Genomic DNA, 15000 nt, shown 5'->3' with positions numbered 1-15000 from the left:
GCCTCGGCGGCGAGAAATCGACGGGGATTGAAAAGCGCTGCTCGTGGGTAACGCCGCCCCATGTCGACCATCGCCGCCGAGGCCATCACCGACGCAGGTACCGGCCAACTCGTCCTAGCCGCGGTGCTCGGCATCGCGGTCGTCGTCCTCCTCATCGCCTGGGCCAAATGGCACCCCTTCCTCGCCCTGATCGGCGGGTCGGCCGTGCTCGGCCTGGTCGCGGGCGCCGCGCCCGCCGCCACCGTCAAGTCGTTCACCACCGGGCTGGGCAACACCGTCGGCAGCGTGGGCCTGCTGATCGCGCTCGGCTCGATGATCGGTGCCCTGCTGGCCGAGTCCGGTGGTGCCGACGGCATCGTGAACCGGATCGTCAACGGTGTCTCCGGCGCCGCCCTGCCGTGGGCCATGGCCGGTGTCGCCGCGCTGATCGGGTTGCCGCTCTTCTTCGAGGTCGGCGTCGTTCTGCTCGTCCCGATCGTTCTGCTGGCGGCCCGTCGTACCGATGTCGGTCTTCTCCGTCTCGGTATTCCGGCCCTGGCCGGCCTCTCGGTGTTGCACGGCCTGGTGCCGCCGCACCCGGGCCCGCTCATCGCCATCGCGAGCCTCAACGCCGACCTCGGCCTGACCCTGATGCTCGGCCTGGTCTGCGCCATCCCGACGGTGATCATCGCCGGTCCGGTCTTCGGCAACTTCATCGCCAAGCGAGTGCCCCTGGAGGTGCCGGCGCTGCTCGCCACCGCCGGTGACCGTCCCGGCTCCGGCCCGGCGGGCGGTCAGGACTTCGTGGACCGCGACGATCTCGCCAACCCGGGCTCCGGCGGTCCCGCCGCCCTCGTCGACCAGCAGATCACCGGCCGGCGCCGCGACCCCGGCTTCTGGCCGGCCGTGCTCACCGTGCTGCTGCCCGTCGTCCTGATGCTGGCCCGCGGCATCGCCGAGCTGGCGCTCCCCGAGGGCAGCAACCTGCGCAGCGCCCTCGAGGTGGCCGGTGACCCGGTCGTCGCCCTGCTCGCCGGCGTCATGCTCGCCATGTGGACGCTCGGCCACCGGGCCGGCTTCGACCGTAAGGAGACCTCGGCGGTCCTCGGCGGCGCGCTCCCGCCGATCGCCGGCATCCTGCTGATCGTGGCCGCCGGCGGCGGGTTCAAGCAGGTCCTGATCGACGTCGGCGTGGGCAACGTGATCGCCGACGCCGCGCAGGACGCCAACATCAACGCCCTGGTGCTGGGCTTCCTGGTCGCTGTCGGCATCCGCCTCGCGACCGGCTCGGCCACGGTCGCCACGATCACCGCGGCCGGCATCGTGGCCCCGCTCTCGACCACCCTGGACCGGCCCGAGGTGTCGCTGCTCGCGCTGGCGATCGGCGCCGGGTCGCTGTTCTTCTCGCACGTCAACGACGCCGGGTTCTGGATGGTCAAGGAGTACTTCGGCATGACCGTCGGCCAGACCATCAAGACCTGGTCGGTGATGGAGACGATCATCTCGGTGGTCGGCTTCGCCTGCGTGATGCTGCTCAGCCTGATCGTCTGACCGCGGGGCCCCTGCGAACAGTTCCGCCGGGGCCCTTCGCACTCCTACTTGTTCGTCGCGTCGCGCCAGGCCAGCCACTCGCGCAGCGGGCCCAGGTCCGGCTTCGGGCCGCCGACGCCGACGGTGAACAGGCGGGCGCCCAGCCCGTGCAGCCGTTCGGCGGCGTCCTGCGACGCCCGCCCGACCTCGACCGACACCTCGATCTCGGCGGGGTCCCGGCCGACCGCGGCGCAGTGCTCCCCGAGGATGCCCAGCTTGCGCTTGAGCACCTCCTCGTCGGCGAAGCTGTGCCAGATGTCGGCGTGCTTGGCGACCAGGCGCAGCGTCTTCTTCTCGCCGCCGCCGCCGATCAGCACCGGGATCTTGCGGGTCGGCGCCGGGTTGAGCTTGCCCCACCGCGACTCGATCCGGGGCAGGGCCGTGGCCAGGTCGTCGAGACGGCCGCCGGCGGTGCCGAACTCGTAGCCGTACTCGGTGTAGTCGCGCTCGAACCAGCCGGAGCCGATGCCGAGGATCAGCCGCCCGTCGCTGATGTGGTCCACCGTGCGCGCCATGTCCGCCAGCAGCTCCGGGTTCCGGTAGCTGTTGCAGGTCACCAGCGCGCCGATCTCGACGCGTGAGGTCTGCTCCGCCCAGGCGGCGAGCATGGTCCAGCACTCGAAGTGCAGGCCGTCCGCCTCGCCGTAGAGCGGGTAGAAATGGTCCCAGTTGAACAGGATGTCGGCGCCGAGTTCCTCGGCCTCGGCCGCCGTCCGCCGGATGGTGGCGTAATCCATGTGCTGCGGCTGCAACTGCAGCCCGATCCGAACGGGCCTATCGATCATGAATCGAAGCCTAGCGTCCTGTTCCAGGCACGGCTCGGTGATCACTGGCCGCAGGTGGCGTCCAGCTTCTGCCCGATTGTCACGAACTCGCCGTTGAGGAACGTCTCCGGGTCGCCGGACTGCGAGGCCCGGGTGAGGTCACCCGCGATCGCGTCGGCGGCCGCCCGCTGTGCCGGATCGCTGCTCTGCTCCCCGGCGGTGGTGATCTGCCCGGCCATGTCGGCGAAGGTCTGCTGCATGCCCTCGCGAGCCTCGGCGCCGTCACCCGTCGCGTACTCGGCGAGCCGCACGCCACCCTGCAGCAGGATGGCCTGGACCGCGCTGCACACGTACTTCGGCTGGCCGGCCGAGGCCGACGGCGCCGGTGCGATGCTGACCGGGATCGGCAGGGAGCCCGGCTCGGCCTCGATCTCGCATCCGGCGGCGAGGACGCCGCTCGCGATCAGGCACGCGGCCAGGGCGAGGGACAGGGTGGTGCGGCGACGCTGCGGCACGACATTTCCCTTCATCGATCAGTGGTACGCGGGGCAGCATAGTCGGTGCCGGACAGTTGGTCCGCCACCTTCCGGGGGAGCCGGAAGTTAGCTACCAACGTGGCCAATAACCCCAGAAAAGGTAAGTCGGTGGTGCGCCGATCCCTGGTCGCCGGGATCGCGACAGTGCTCGTCGCGGCCGGCGGTACGGCGTTCGCCGAGATCGTCTCCTCCGCTCCGGTGACCTCCCCGTCGTTCAACGGCCCCGTCTACTCGGTTGCCTACCGCGGTGACACCGTCTACGTCGGTGGCAACTTCACCAGCGCCGTGGTGAACGGGAAGAGCATCGCCCGTACCCGGCTCGCCGCGTTCAACGCCCGCACCGGCGCCCTCCTCGACTGGAAACCGGCCGCCGACGCGAACGTGCGCGCGCTCGCCGTCGACGGTGACGTCGTCTACGCCGCCGGCGACTTCGACCGGGTCAACGGCGAGGCCCGCGACGCGGTGGCCGGCATCGGTGCCGCGGACGGGCGGCTCACGGCGATGCGGCACACCGTTCTCGGCCAGCCGAACGCCCTGGCCACCGGGCACGGGCGGCTCTACCTCGGCGGCCGGATCACCTCGGTCGACGGGGTGGCGCGTACCAACCTGGCCGCGTTCACCCTGGCCACGGGCGCTCTGGACACCTGGGCGCCGAGCACCGACGACACCGTGAACGCGCTCGCCGTCTCCGCCGACCGGGTCTACCTCGGCGGCCGGTTCCACCGCACCAACAGCTTCAGCTCCACCCTGCGGCTCAGCGCCGTCGACCCGGCCACCGGCGTTCTCGACCGGGGATTCGTACCGAGGCCGGTGTCGCAGGTCTTCGCGCTCTCCGCCCACGACAACGGTGTGTACGCGGCGCTCGGCGGGCAGGGCGGGCGGGCCGTTTCGTACACCCGTACCGGTGAGACCCGCTGGACCCGGGTCTTCGACGGCGACGCCCAGGCGGTGACCGTCCTCGACGACGTCGTCTACGTCGGCGGCCACTTCGACAAGGCGTGCACCACCACCAACAACGGTGCCCGCGGCATCTGCACCGACGGTTCCGTGGTCCGCGGCAAACTGGCCGCCGTCGACCGCGAGGGCAATCTGCTCGAGTGGTCACCGCTGGCCAACGGCGTCGCCGGCACCCGGCAGCTGGCCGCCAGCAAGCCGCTCGGCGCGGTCAGCGCGGTCGGCGACTTCACCACGGTCGGCGGGGTCGGCCGCAAGCGGTATGCGGCGTTCACCGGTGTCACCCCGCGGCAGGAGGCGCTGGTCCCTGCCACACCCGCCGGCCCTGCCGATCCTGCCGCACCCGCCGGCTCGGATGCTTCCTCGGGCCCGGTGGCTGCCTCGGCGTTCGTGGCGTCCTACAACTTCGACACCACGATCGCGGACGGCACCTTCGACGACGGCTCCGGGCACGGCCACCTGCTGCGCGCGGTCACCCGCAACGGCGGCACGCCCTCGCTGGTCGCGCACGGCAACGGGCAGGCGCTGCGCTTCCCGGCGAAGTGCGCCGGCACCACCTGCCCGCGCCTCATCCTCCAGGCCGGCGACACCACCGACCTCAACCCGGGCACCCGGCCCCTGCGATACGGCGCGGGCGTCCTGCTCTCCCCGGCGGAGACCGGGCGCGGCGAGAACATCATGCAGAAGGGTTACTCGACCGGCGGCGGCCAGTACAAGCTCCAGGTCGACGGGCTGTCCGGTAAGCCGAGCTGCGGGATGAGCGACAAGACCGGGGGCACGGCGTACGTGGCGCGCAGCCGCACCTCGGTCGCCGACGGCAAGTGGCATTCCCTGGAGTGCCGCCGCACCGGCCCGACGCTGTCCATCCTGGTCGACGATCGCCTGGAGGCGGGTGTCGCCGTCCCCGCGGAGCTCGCTGTCGGCACGACCCACCCGTTCACCGTGGGCGGCAAGGGCGTCGGCGCCGACAACGACCAGTTCCACGGCACCCTCGACGACATCTGGGTGCACATCGGCTGATCCGCGCAGATCTCGCTGCTGCCCGCGGATTCGTCCGGCGGGGGTGGGGTTGCGTGTGCCGGTCGGAGGTCCGGCACACGCAGCCCTTCGTGTCACCGGGGAACGTCCGGTGACCCGTGGTCCGGCGCCGGCGGGGAGTGGGCACAGCGAGGCGGGATTACCGGCGAGGACGGTGCCGGTGTCCTCGCGGTGAACCCACGAAGGCGCGGAATTGATGGTCATCGTTGCAGCCATGTTGCCTCAGTGCAACAGTCAGCCCACATTCCGTTCACCGATGTTTCCGCCCCGCGTCCACCCCGCGCCGGCTCCCAGCACCGCCCCAGCCGCGAAAAAGCGCCGCTGAGCGCCAGCCGGGCCGGTCGGCTGGGCGTGAGCGGTGCCCCAGCCGCGAAAAGGCGCCGCTGAGCGCCAGCCGGGCCGGTCGGCTGGGCGCCAGCGGCGTCCCGGGCGGGGAAAGGCGCCGCTCAGTGCCAGCTGAATTCGTGGGCTGGGCGTGAGCGGTGTGTCCGGCGCGAAAAGGCACCGCTGGGCGCCAGCTGAGTTAGGGGTGGCGGGGGAGTAGGGCGGCTACTACGGCGCCGGTGGCGATGATGGCGGCGCCGGTGAGGACGGCGGGAGTCAGGCCCTCGACGAAGGAGGCGTGGGAGGTGTAGCCGCCGAAGGTGCTGAAGATGGAGGAGAGGGCGGCGACACCGGCGGCGACGCCGAATTCGCGGATCGTGTTGTTGGTGCCGGAGGCTACGCCGCGTTCGGGCTCGGTGACGCTGGCCAGGGTGACGGTGCTGATCGGGGCGAAGGTCAGGCCCATGCCGATGCCGGCGAGGAGGAAGGCGACCACCAGGCGGCCGTAGGTGACGTCGGTCGAGGTGGCGAGGCCGATCCAGAGGATGCCGGTGGCGAGGAGGACCTGGCCGGCGAGGATCAGGTTGCGCATGCCGAGGCGGGCGCCGAAGATGCCGGCGAGCGGCGCGACGATCATCGGGGCGGCGGTCCAGGGGAGGGTGCGCAGGCCGGCGTCGAGCGGGCTGAGACCCTGCACCACCTGGAAGAACTGGGCGAGCAGGAAGACCGCGCCGAAGGCACCGGCCGAGAACGTCAGGGTGACGACGTTGACCAGGCTGAACGCGCGGGACTTGAAGAGATGCAGGGGCAGCATCGGCGTACGGTTGCGGGCCTGCCAGAGAAGGAACCCGGTGATCAGCGCGGCGCCCGCGGCCAGCATGAGTGGCACCCGGCCGGTGGTCCACCCGTGCTCGGGGCCGTCGACGATGCCCCAGACCAGCAGCAGCATGCCGCTCGCGGAGAGGACCAGGCCGAGCGGGTCGAGGCGGCGGGCGCCGCCGCGGGACTCGTCGAGCACGACGGCCGCCAGGATCAGCGCGACGACGCCGATCGGCACGTTGACCCAGAAGATCCAGTTCCAGTCGAGGCCCTCGGTGACGGCGCCACCGACGACCGGGCCGACCGCGACGCCCAGGCCGGTGATGCCGCCCCAGATGCCGACCGCGGCGTTGCGCAGGCGGTCGGGGACGGCGGCGGCCAGCAGGGTCAGTGACAGTGGGGTGATCGCGGCGCCGCCGATGCCCTGCACGGCGCGGGCGGCGGTGAGCTGCCACGGTTCGGCGGCGAGCGCGGCGGCGGCCGAGGCGATCGTGAACAGCGCGATGCCGGCCAGGAACATCCGCTTGCGGCCCAGCCGGTCGCCGAGTGCGGCCGCGGTGAGAAGGAAGGCCGCGAACGGCAGCGTGTACGCGTTGACGAACCACTGCAGGTCGGTGATCGAGGCGCCGAGGTCGGTGCGGATCACCGGGAGGGCGGTGCTGACGACGAGGTTGTCGAGTGAGCCCATGAAGGTCGGGATGCCGACGGCGGCGAGCACGAGTGCCAGCGGCCGGGTCCGAGAAGCGGGACGAACGGGTGCGAGAGTGGCCACGACTTCCCCTAAGTTGTTATCCACTGATAACTAAGCACGGTAAGCATCGACTGATAACCTGTCAACATGACCCGGACCCGTCTCACCGCTCAGGAACGCCACGTGCAGCTCGTCGCGGCCGCCGTCAAGGTCTTCGCCGAGGGTGGCTACGCGGGGTCGACCACCGATCAGGTCGCCCGGCTCGCCGGTGTCTCCCAGCCCTACGTGGTCCGGCTCTTCGGGACGAAGCAGGAGCTGTTCCTCGCCACGCTGCGCTACGCGGGCGACCGGATCGAGGAGAAATGGCGGGCCGCCGCGGGTGCGGAGCCGACTCTGGGTTCCCTCGGTCACGCCTACAAGGACCTGCTCGCCGAGCGGGAGCTGCTGGCGGTGCTGCTGCACGGCTACGCGGCGGCGGGCGACCCGGTGATCGGCGACGCGGTGCGCGAGTGTTACGGGCGGCTCTACACCGTCGTGCGGGACCTGACCGGCGCGGAGCCGGCCGAGGTCCGGGACTTCTTCGCGATGGGCATGCTGATCACCGTGCTCGGCTCGATGCGGGTGCTCGGCTCCGACCCCGTCCCGCTGCCGCCCTGGGCCGTCGAGCTCCTGCAAACGATGCCGGAGGGCTGAACCGGGCAAAAGGCCGCACTGACAGCCGGGCAATACGGCCGGGCAAAGGGCGGAAGGCCGGGCTGATCAGTCCATGTTGTGCCGGGTGTAGGCAGGTTCCCGCCACCCCAGCATCGCCTCGGTCATGCGGATCGCGTCGTGTGCCGCGCGGACATCGTGCACCCGCATGATCCGGGCGCCGCGCAGAATGCAGAAGACCACGGTGGCCAGCGTCCCGGCGAGCCGCTCCCGCTGCGGCCGGTCCAGGGTCTCGCCGATGAAGTCCTTGTTGCTCAGTGCCGCCAGCATCGGGTAGCCGATCGCCGCGATCTCGTCGAGCCGCCGGGTGATCTCCAGCGAGTGGTACGTGTTCTTGTTCAGGTCGTGACCGGGGTCGATGATGATCTGGTCCGGCCGGACGCCCCGGGAGAGCGCCAGCCCGACCCGGTCCCGCAGGAACGCGCTCACCTCGGCGGTGACGTCGCCGTACTGTGGACGGGGGTGCAGGGTGCGCGGCGCCGCCAGGCTGTGACAGATCACCAGCTGGGCGCCGGTACCGGCGACCGCGTCGGCCATCGCCGGATCGCGCAGGCCGGACGTGTCGTTGACGACTCCGGCGCCCGCCTTGATCACTTCGCGGGCCACCTCCGGGCGGAACGTGTCCACGGAGACCACGGCCAGGTCGCGCGCGGCCTCGACGACGGGAAGCACCCGGTCGAGCTCCTCGGCGACGGAGACCTCCGGGCCGGGGGCGAACGGCACGCCGCCGATGTCGATCCAGTCGGCGCCGTCGGCGGCGGCCGCCCGGACCGCCTCGGTGGCTCTCTCCAGAGCGAACGTGCTGCCTCTGTCGTGGAACGAGTCGGGCGTGCGGTTCACGATCGCCATCACGACGACCCGGCGGGAGAAGTCGAACGTCCGGCCGCCGATGACCCGCGCGCCGCTGTGCTCACTCACGGGGGGACCTTAACAAAGGCCCCGGAAGGCCAATGGTGAAAGTGGATCGTGCGCGCGCGCCGTACCCCTGAACTGCGATTTTATGGTTCTGCGTTTTTGCGTTATTAGTCACAAGCGGAGAGGAATCAACGCAGATCAACAGGGTAGCTGAGGGGGGTGAGCACAACGGCCAGAGCCAACACCCCTTACGGAGGAACCCATGAGTGACCGCGCCACAGATCCGGTCGACGTGCCGCCGCAGCCCGCCTACGGCACCGAATACCCGACCACGCCCGCATACCCGGTCACGGAGACTCCGCGCCACGCCGCCGGTGGCGCCAGCGAGACGTCGAAGCCGCGTCAGGTCGCGGGTCAGGCTCGCGAGTCGGCCGGCCAGGCCGCCGCGGACGTGAAGGACACCGCCAAGGAGCAGGCCCAGCGGGTCGGCGCCGAGGCGCGCACCCAGGCCCGCAACGTCGCCTCCGAGGTACGCGGCAAGCTCGGCGAGCAGGCACACGGCCAGAGCCAGCGCCTTGTCGGCAGCATCCGGCAGACCGCCGACCACCTCGACGAGATGCGCGCGGACCGGGACGACTCCCCGGCCGCGGCGGTCGTCGCCCGGGTGGCCGAGGGTGGCCGCCAGTTCGCCGACTACCTGGACCGCAACGGCCCCGACGGCGTGCTCCGCGAGGTCGAGGACTTCGCCCGCCGCCGCCCCGGCGCCTTCCTCGCCACCGCGCTGGCCGCCGGTTTCGTGGTCGGACGGCTCGGCAAGAGCGTCGCGAAGGCCGACGGTGACGCCGGCAAGCCCGGCACCGACGCGTTCGTGAGCCGGCCCGAGACCACTCCGGCGACCACGACGGGTGGGTACGGCACCGCCGCCTACGGCACGGGCGCCTACGACACCACCGACAGTGGATACGTCACCCCGGCGACCACGGCGTACAGCGCGACCGGCACCGGTACCCCGGCCGTCGTGGAGGAGACCTACCTGCCGGGTGACCCGGAGCGGCGGTCATGAGCACCCCGTACCGCGACGAGCAGGTCGCCGAGACCTCGATCGGCGAGATCATCGGCAACATCAGCAACGACCTGTCGGAGCTGTTCCGGCAGGAGGTCGCGCTGGCCAAGGCCGAGATTCAGCAGGAGGCCACCAAGGCGGGCAAGGCCGCCGGGATGCTCGGCGGCGCCGGGTTCGCCGGTTACCTGTCCGTGGTGCTGCTGAGCTTCGCGATCGTCTTCGGCCTGTCCAACGTGATGGATTCCGGCTGGGCCGCGCTCATCGTCGGCCTCGTCTGGGCCGCCATCGGCGCCGTTCTCTTCGTCAACGGCCGCAAGAAGCTCAAGACCGTCGACCCGGTGCCGCGCCGCACCGCGGAAACTTTGAAGGAGGACGCCCAATGGCTGAAGAACCCGACCGGCTGAGGCAGAACATCGAGAACACGCGTGCCTCGCTGACGCGTGACGTCGACCTGCTCGCTGAAAAGACAAACCCCCGCCAGGTAGCCCGGCGGCGCTGGACCGCGGTGAAGGAGAAGGTCATGGGCACCACGCAGGACACCGGGTACGCCGTGCAGGACAAGGCGTCCAACCTGGCGAGCACGGCGAGCGACAAGGCGTCGGGCCTGGCGAGCACCGCCAGTGACAAGGCGTCGCAGCTCAGCGACAAGGCCGGCGAGGCGGCACACGGCGCCGCGGACGCGGTACGGTCCGCGCCGCAGGCGATCGCCTCCCAGGCGCAGGGCAACCCGATCGCCGCGGGCATCATCGCCTTCGGTGTCGGCCTGCTGGCCTCCTCGCTGATCCCGGTCACCGACGCCGAGAAGCGGGCCGGCCAGCAGATCAAGGAGCACAGCGGCGACCTCACCGACAAGGTGAAGGACGTGGCGAGCGACCTCAAGGAGGACCTCGGCGGCACCGTGCAGCAGGCGGCCGGCGAGCTCAAGGAGACCGCCCGCGACGCCGCGCAGACCACCAAGGAGACGGCGCGCTCCGACGCGCAGGACGTCCGCGACCAGACCAAGCAGGCCGCGACCTCCTGATCGACCCGCAGGTGTAAGAAGGGCGGCCGACGGCCGCCCTTCTTGGCGTCCGGAAGCGTTTGTGCCGGTGGAACTCGGGAATCGCGTGCACCATGAGAATCGGATACAAACTGGCGGCCGAGGCGTTCGGCCCGAAGGACCTGATCGACCAGGCCGTCCGCGCCGAGCAGGCCGGCTTCGACTTCGTCGAGATCAGCGACCACTATCACCCGTGGCTCGACGTGCAGGGGCACTCCCCGTTCGCCTGGAACGTGCTGAGCGCCATCGCGGTCAAGACCCGTACGCTCGGCCTCGCGACCGGCGTGACCTGCCCGTCGGTGCGCTACCACCCGGCGATCATCGCGCAGGCCGCGGCCACCCTGGCGATCATCTCGGACGGCCGGTTCACGCTGGGCATCGGCTCCGGCGAGCGGCTCAACGAGCACATCGTCGGGTCCGGCTTCGGCAGCGTCAGGCAGCGCCACGAGCGGCTCACCGAGGCCCTGGACATCATCAACCTGCTCTGGCAGGGCGGCTACCAGTCGTACGAGGGCAAGCACCTGCAACTCGACGACGCCCGCGTCTTCGACCTGCCGGAGAAGCTCCCGGCCATCGCGGTCGCCGCCGGCGGAAAGTCGGCCGCGGAGCTGGCCGCCACCCACGGCAGCGGCCTGTTCGCCACCGAGCCGCGCGCCGACCTGGTCGAGACGTTCACCGCGGCGGGCGGCACCGGGCCGAAGTACGCCGAGGTCCCGGTCGCGTGGGCGCCCACCGAGCAGGCCGCGATCGCCGAGGCGCACCGGACCAGCCGCTGGATGGTCACCGGCTGGAAGGTGATGTCCGAACTGCCCAACCCGGTCAACTTCGAGGCGGCCTCGGCCACGGTCACCGAGGACGACGTCCGTGAGCTGGTCACCGCCGGCCCCGACCCGGCCCGCTACGTCGAGGCGATCCGGGAGTACACCACCGCCGGGTACGACCACGTCGTGCTGATGAACGCCGGCCCCGACCCGGACGGCTTCTTCGACTTCTTCGCCAAGGAACTGCGCGACCAGCTGGGCGACCGGTGACCGACCGGGTCACCGTGGTCGTGGCGACCCGGAACCGGCGGGACCGTCTCTTCGAGACCCTGCCGGAACACCGGGCGCCGGTGATCCTCGTCGACAACGGCTCCACCGACGGCGGGCCGGACGCGGTCGAGGCCGCGTTCCCCGCCGTCGAGGTGGTGCGGCTCGGCGAGAACCGGGGCGCGGCGGCCCGCAACGAGGGGGTACGGCGGGCCACCACGCCGTACGTGGCCTTCGCCGACGACGACTCGTACTGGTCGCCGGGTTCACTGGACCGCGCCGCCGCCCTGATGGACACCCACGACCGGCTCGGCCTGGTCACCGCGCGCGTGCTGATCGGGCCCGAGGGCCGCACCGACCCGGTCTCACAGGCCATGGCCGCCGCGCCGATCGGCATCCCGCCGGGCGCACCCGGCCCGTCCGTGCTGGGCTTTCTCTCCTGCGCCGTCGTGGTCCGGCGCGAGGCGTTTCTCGCGGCGGGCGGTTTCCAGCCACGTCTTTTCGTGTACGGGGAGGAAGCTCTCCTGGCGATGGACCTGGCCGCCGCGGGCTGGTGGCTGTGTTACGACCCGGCCCTGGAGGTGCGGCACTTCCCGCTCCCGGCCGGCCGTGACGGCGGCGCCCGCCGGCGGATCGAGACCCGCAACCGGATGCTGACCGCCCTGCTGCGCCGCCCGCCGGCCGTGGTCGCCCGGACGGTGACCGGAGCCTTGCCGGAGTCACCGGCGGCGGTGTGGGATGCGGTGCGGGCACTGCCGTGGGCCCTGCGCCACCGGCGGCCGCTGCCCCCGGGCGTGGAGGCCGATCTTCAGCGGCTCGCGGCGGCTGACGAGCTGGAGCCGGTCGCGGGGTAGTGGACCCCGCCGCTGAGGATCTGTTCGCGGAGGATGTCGGCGTGGCCGCAGTGCTGGGCCAGCTCGCGCAGCACGTGCAGGTAGACCCAGCGCAGCGGCAGCGGACCGCGCCGGTTGCCGAGCAGCAGGTCGTCCAGCGTCAGGCCGGCGGTGGCCTGCCGGGAGGCCTCGCAGGCGTCGCGGTGGGCCTGCTGGACCGAGGCGACGGTGTCGGTCCCGGTGAGGACGAACGACTCGTCCGGGGTGGCGGGGATGCCGATCTCGGCGCGGGAGCGGCCGGTGATCGCCTCGTCGAACCAGACCCGCTCCACGAAGGTGGCGTGCTTCACCAGGCCCAGCGGTGTGGTGCGGGACGGCACCAGCGAGCGCCGGGCCTGCTCCTCGGTGAGGCCGTCGAGCGAGGCGGTGAGCGCACGGCGGTGCTCGTCGAGGAAGGCGTCGAACTGGGTGCGCAGCGGCTGATCGAACACGTCAGGAGTCTGCCATCGTGTGGATCAGCTCGATGTCGGAACCCCAGCTGTCGAGGACGTCGCCGTGGCCGTGGTCGCGGGCCAGGGCCGCGACCGCGGGGAAGAGGCGGAGGGCGGCGGCCGGCAGGGCGGCCGGGTCGAGAGCGCTGTTCCAGGAGCCGGGCAGGGGGTACGCCGACAGCTCCCACGGCAGGTACTTGTTGTACGGCCGTAACCGTCCGTGCAGCGCGAACACCGTTTCGAGGAGCCACGGGACGGCCTCGATCTCGTCCAGGCGGGCGACCGCGGCGAACCCGTCGCGGTGGCTCTTGACCGCGCGGTAGAGCTGGTTGACGTACCCGTCGAGGTTCGTCCGTGCCGCCGCGGTGGCCTCGTCGGGGGAGGGGATAGCCTGCCGCTCCACCAGGGCGGCGATCCCGCCGTCCAGCCGGTCCAGCAGCACCCGGGCACCGCGGAAGCCGTAGCGGATCCAGTGCACCGAGGTGTCGGCGAGCGCGCCGGCGGTGCACACCGTCTCGTCGAGGTCGGCGTTGCGGACCCGGTGCCGCCACGGCTCTTCCTGGGTGTCCACGACGAGCGTGACGTCCAGGTCCGAGTGCGGGCCGGCCAGGCCGCGGGCGTGCGAGCCGGTCAGGATCAGGCCGCGCACGCCCGGGTCGGCGGTGGCCTCGGCGAGGACGTCCTCCAGGATTCCCACGCCGCAGGCTAACCCGGTCCTACCAGCCGGAGGGGGGCGCCTCGATGTGGACGGCCTTGGTCACTGTCATCTCGTCGAGGAGCTCAGGACCGTACCCGAAGCCCTGTCCGCTGCCGCGGCGCGGATGTGCGGCACCGCCCGGCGCACCGCCGAAGACCGCGTTGATCTTCACGGTGCCGGCCGGCAGCTCGCGCCAGGCCTGTTGCGCGTGGCTCATCGAGGTGGTGAGCACGGTCGCGGCGAGGCCGTACGGCGAATCGGCCGCCCGCTGGAGCGCCGACTCGAACGAGTCCACGGTGACCACTGGCGCCACCGGCCCGAAGGTCTCCTCCCGCACCACCGCCATGTCGTCGGTGCAGTCGGCGAGAACGGTCGGCGGGTAGAACGCACCGGGCCCCTCCGGCACCTCACCGCCGCAGACCACCCGCGCCCCCGCCGAGACGGCCTCCCGCACCTGCGCGTCGACCAGCGTGCGCAGCTGCTCATCGACGAGCGGCCCGATCTCGGCGGACCAGCGGGAAGCCTCCTCAGCCAGCGCGTCCACGAAAGCGCCGGAGATCGAGGAGTGCACGTAGACCCGCTCGACAGCCACGCAGATCTGCCCCGAGTTGACGAACGCGCCGAGCGCCACCTGCTGCGCCGCCCACCGCGGGTCGACACCGGCGTCGACGATCACCGGGTCGCTGCCGCCGTTCTCCAGCAGGGCCTTGGCCCCGGTCACCGCGCACGCTGCCGCGATGGCCCGCCCGGTGGCGGTGGAGCCGACGTGGGCGACCACGTCGACCTCCGCCGCGGCGAGCGCGGCGCCGACCGGCCCGTCGCCGTTGACCAGGGTCAGCACGTTCTCCGGGAAGTGCGGTGCGAGCAGCCGGGCGAGCCGCCAGCCGGTGCCGGGGGTGCGCTCGCTCGGCTTGTGCACGACGGTGTTGCCGGTGACCAGGGCGGCGCCGAGCAGGCCGAGCGAGACCGCGACCGGGTCGTTCCACGGGGTGATCACCGCGACGACGCCGCGGGGCGCGTACGCCATCAGGTCGATCGCCGCGCTGTCACCGGCCAGGGTGCGCCCACGGTGGACGGCGCCGAGTTCGGCGTACTGGCGCAGGGTGCCGACGCCGGCCCCGATCGAGTCCCGGGCGCCGTCGACCGGCTTGCCCATCTCGGCGGCCATGATCTCGGCGAGCTCGTCCGCCGCGGCCTCGACGGCGGTGGCGGCGGCGTGCAGGGCGGCGGCCCGGGCGGCCGGTGCGGTGCGGGCCCAGCCGGGTGCGGCGGCGCGGGCGGCCTTGACCGCGGCGGCAACGTCCGCTTCGGAGGAGACCGGCACCCGGGTGACCGGCGTGCCGTCCCGTGGATCCGTAACAGTCAGCGTCCGCCCGCCGCTGCCAGGACCCCAATGACCATCGATGAGCTGCTCTACCTCACGCATGCGGCCCGGTGTTCCCCACTGCATCGCATAGAAACGTGACATACGGCAACTATCTTGTTTCGGAGGTTGAGGATCAGTGCAGGTGAACCCCGAATTCTCGTCCTGAGGGATGGTTTTGCGGGAAGTCGATGATCATGTGCGTACTTGCAAAAAACTGGGGTA

The 15000-nt window shown here is 71.7% G+C and carries 15 protein-coding genes; 8 read left to right on the top strand and 7 right to left on the bottom strand.

Annotated features, from left to right (window positions below; genetic code table 11):
* The first annotated feature begins 60 nt into the window (after positions 1–60).
* Positions 61–1530, top strand: coding sequence for a GntP family permease (locus ACFQV6_RS29945; protein ID WP_378030964.1), 1470 nt, complete (start codon positions 61–63; stop codon positions 1528–1530).
* A 44-nt stretch (positions 1531–1574) separates the two neighbouring features.
* Here ACFQV6_RS29945 and ACFQV6_RS29940 read toward each other — a convergent pair whose 3' ends face one another.
* Positions 1575–2354, bottom strand: a complete 780-nt coding sequence (locus ACFQV6_RS29940) for an LLM class F420-dependent oxidoreductase (protein ID WP_378030963.1) — start codon at positions 2352–2354, stop codon at positions 1575–1577.
* Positions 2355–2395: 41 nt separating this feature from the next.
* Entirely contained in the window at positions 2396–2863 is a 468-nt protein-coding gene (locus tag ACFQV6_RS29935; RefSeq protein ID WP_378030962.1) for a hypothetical protein, read from the bottom strand.
* A gap of 114 nt (positions 2864–2977) precedes the next feature.
* Here ACFQV6_RS29935 and ACFQV6_RS29930 point away from each other — a divergent pair, with 114 nt between their 5' ends.
* On the top strand, positions 2978–4843 hold the full coding sequence (locus tag ACFQV6_RS29930; protein ID WP_378030961.1) for a LamG-like jellyroll fold domain-containing protein: 1866 nt from the start codon (positions 2978–2980) through the stop codon (positions 4841–4843).
* Between the two features lie 541 nt (positions 4844–5384).
* Here ACFQV6_RS29930 and ACFQV6_RS29925 read toward each other — a convergent pair.
* Positions 5385–6776, bottom strand: coding sequence for a DHA2 family efflux MFS transporter permease subunit (locus ACFQV6_RS29925; protein WP_378030960.1), 1392 nt, complete (start codon positions 6774–6776; stop codon positions 5385–5387).
* Positions 6777–6842: 66 nt separating this feature from the next.
* On the opposite strand from ACFQV6_RS29925, the gene ACFQV6_RS29920 reads away from it, so the two are divergent.
* The gene (locus tag ACFQV6_RS29920; RefSeq protein WP_378030959.1) at positions 6843–7388 is read left to right on the top strand and encodes a TetR/AcrR family transcriptional regulator; all 546 of its coding nucleotides are present in this window, start codon (positions 6843–6845) and stop codon (positions 7386–7388) included.
* Between the two features lie 66 nt (positions 7389–7454).
* Here the strand turns inward: ACFQV6_RS29920 and folP are convergent, their stop codons facing one another.
* Positions 7455–8255 carry a dihydropteroate synthase gene (gene folP / locus ACFQV6_RS29915; protein ID WP_378030987.1) on the bottom strand — a complete coding sequence of 267 codons (801 nt, stop codon included), beginning with the start codon at positions 8253–8255 and terminating at the stop codon, positions 7455–7457.
* A gap of 268 nt (positions 8256–8523) precedes the next feature.
* Between folP and ACFQV6_RS29910 the strand changes: the two genes are divergently transcribed.
* From ACFQV6_RS29910 to ACFQV6_RS29890, 5 genes are read left to right on the top strand one after another with little or no spacing between them, the layout of a single operon-like run.
* Entirely contained in the window at positions 8524–9324 is an 801-nt protein-coding gene (locus ACFQV6_RS29910; RefSeq protein WP_378030958.1) for a hypothetical protein, read from the top strand.
* Positions 9321–9728 (top strand): phage holin family protein, encoded by a 408-nt coding sequence (locus ACFQV6_RS29905; protein WP_378030957.1) that lies wholly within the window; start codon positions 9321–9323, stop codon positions 9726–9728. The genes ACFQV6_RS29910 and ACFQV6_RS29905 overlap by 4 nt, the downstream gene beginning before the upstream one ends.
* On the top strand, positions 9704–10345 hold the full coding sequence (locus ACFQV6_RS29900) for a DUF3618 domain-containing protein (protein WP_378030956.1): 642 nt from the start codon (positions 9704–9706) through the stop codon (positions 10343–10345). The genes ACFQV6_RS29905 and ACFQV6_RS29900 overlap by 25 nt, the downstream gene beginning before the upstream one ends.
* A gap of 59 nt (positions 10346–10404) precedes the next feature.
* Positions 10405–11394: a TIGR03557 family F420-dependent LLM class oxidoreductase gene (locus ACFQV6_RS29895; protein WP_378030955.1), complete on the top strand. Its 990-nt coding sequence runs from the start codon at positions 10405–10407 to the stop codon at positions 11392–11394.
* Positions 11391–12245: a glycosyltransferase family 2 protein gene (locus ACFQV6_RS29890; RefSeq protein ID WP_378030954.1), complete on the top strand. Its 855-nt coding sequence runs from the start codon at positions 11391–11393 to the stop codon at positions 12243–12245. Before ACFQV6_RS29895 ends, ACFQV6_RS29890 begins: the two co-directional genes overlap by 4 nt.
* Here ACFQV6_RS29890 and ACFQV6_RS29885 read toward each other — a convergent pair.
* From ACFQV6_RS29885 to ACFQV6_RS29875, 3 genes are read right to left on the bottom strand one after another with little or no spacing between them, the layout of a single operon-like run.
* Complete coding sequence (locus ACFQV6_RS29885; RefSeq protein ID WP_378030953.1) at positions 12200–12715, bottom strand: DinB family protein; 516 nt, start codon at positions 12713–12715, stop codon at positions 12200–12202. The genes ACFQV6_RS29890 and ACFQV6_RS29885 overlap by 46 nt on opposite strands.
* A gap of 1 nt (position 12716) precedes the next feature.
* Positions 12717–13412, bottom strand: coding sequence for a nucleotidyltransferase domain-containing protein (locus ACFQV6_RS29880; RefSeq protein WP_378030952.1), 696 nt, complete (start codon positions 13410–13412; stop codon positions 12717–12719).
* Positions 13413–13431: 19 nt separating this feature from the next.
* On the bottom strand, positions 13432–14838 hold the full coding sequence (locus ACFQV6_RS29875) for an aldehyde dehydrogenase family protein (protein ID WP_378030986.1): 1407 nt from the start codon (positions 14836–14838) through the stop codon (positions 13432–13434).
* Between the last annotated feature and the right edge of the window lie 162 nt (positions 14839–15000).

The organism is Actinoplanes sp. GCM10030250, assembly GCF_042666575.1.
Classification (GTDB): Bacteria; Actinomycetota; Actinomycetes; order Mycobacteriales; family Micromonosporaceae; genus Actinoplanes.
Note: the sequence above shows the minus strand (reverse complement) of the source record. Positions and strands in the feature narration are given on the sequence as shown.

Excerpts from the sequence above, each read along its gene's own strand:
- ACFQV6_RS29935 (WP_378030962.1), bottom strand. The coding sequence starts at position 2,863 with ATGAAGGGAAATGTCGTGCCGCAGCGTCGCCGCACCACCCTGTCCCTC.
- ACFQV6_RS29905 (WP_378030957.1), top strand. The coding sequence starts at position 9,321 with ATGAGCACCCCGTACCGCGACGAGCAGGTCGCCGAGACCTCGATCGGC.
- ACFQV6_RS29940 (WP_378030963.1), bottom strand. The coding sequence starts at position 2,354 with ATGATCGATAGGCCCGTTCGGATCGGGCTGCAGTTGCAGCCGCAGCAC.
- ACFQV6_RS29900 (WP_378030956.1), top strand. The coding sequence starts at position 9,704 with ATGGCTGAAGAACCCGACCGGCTGAGGCAGAACATCGAGAACACGCGT.
- ACFQV6_RS29875 (WP_378030986.1), bottom strand. The coding sequence starts at position 14,838 with ATGCGTGAGGTAGAGCAGCTCATCGATGGTCATTGGGGTCCTGGCAGC.
- ACFQV6_RS29920 (WP_378030959.1), top strand. The coding sequence starts at position 6,843 with ATGACCCGGACCCGTCTCACCGCTCAGGAACGCCACGTGCAGCTCGTC.
- folP (WP_378030987.1), bottom strand. The coding sequence starts at position 8,255 with ATGGCGATCGTGAACCGCACGCCCGACTCGTTCCACGACAGAGGCAGC.
- ACFQV6_RS29945 (WP_378030964.1), top strand. The coding sequence starts at position 61 with ATGTCGACCATCGCCGCCGAGGCCATCACCGACGCAGGTACCGGCCAA.
- ACFQV6_RS29910 (WP_378030958.1), top strand. The coding sequence starts at position 8,524 with ATGAGTGACCGCGCCACAGATCCGGTCGACGTGCCGCCGCAGCCCGCC.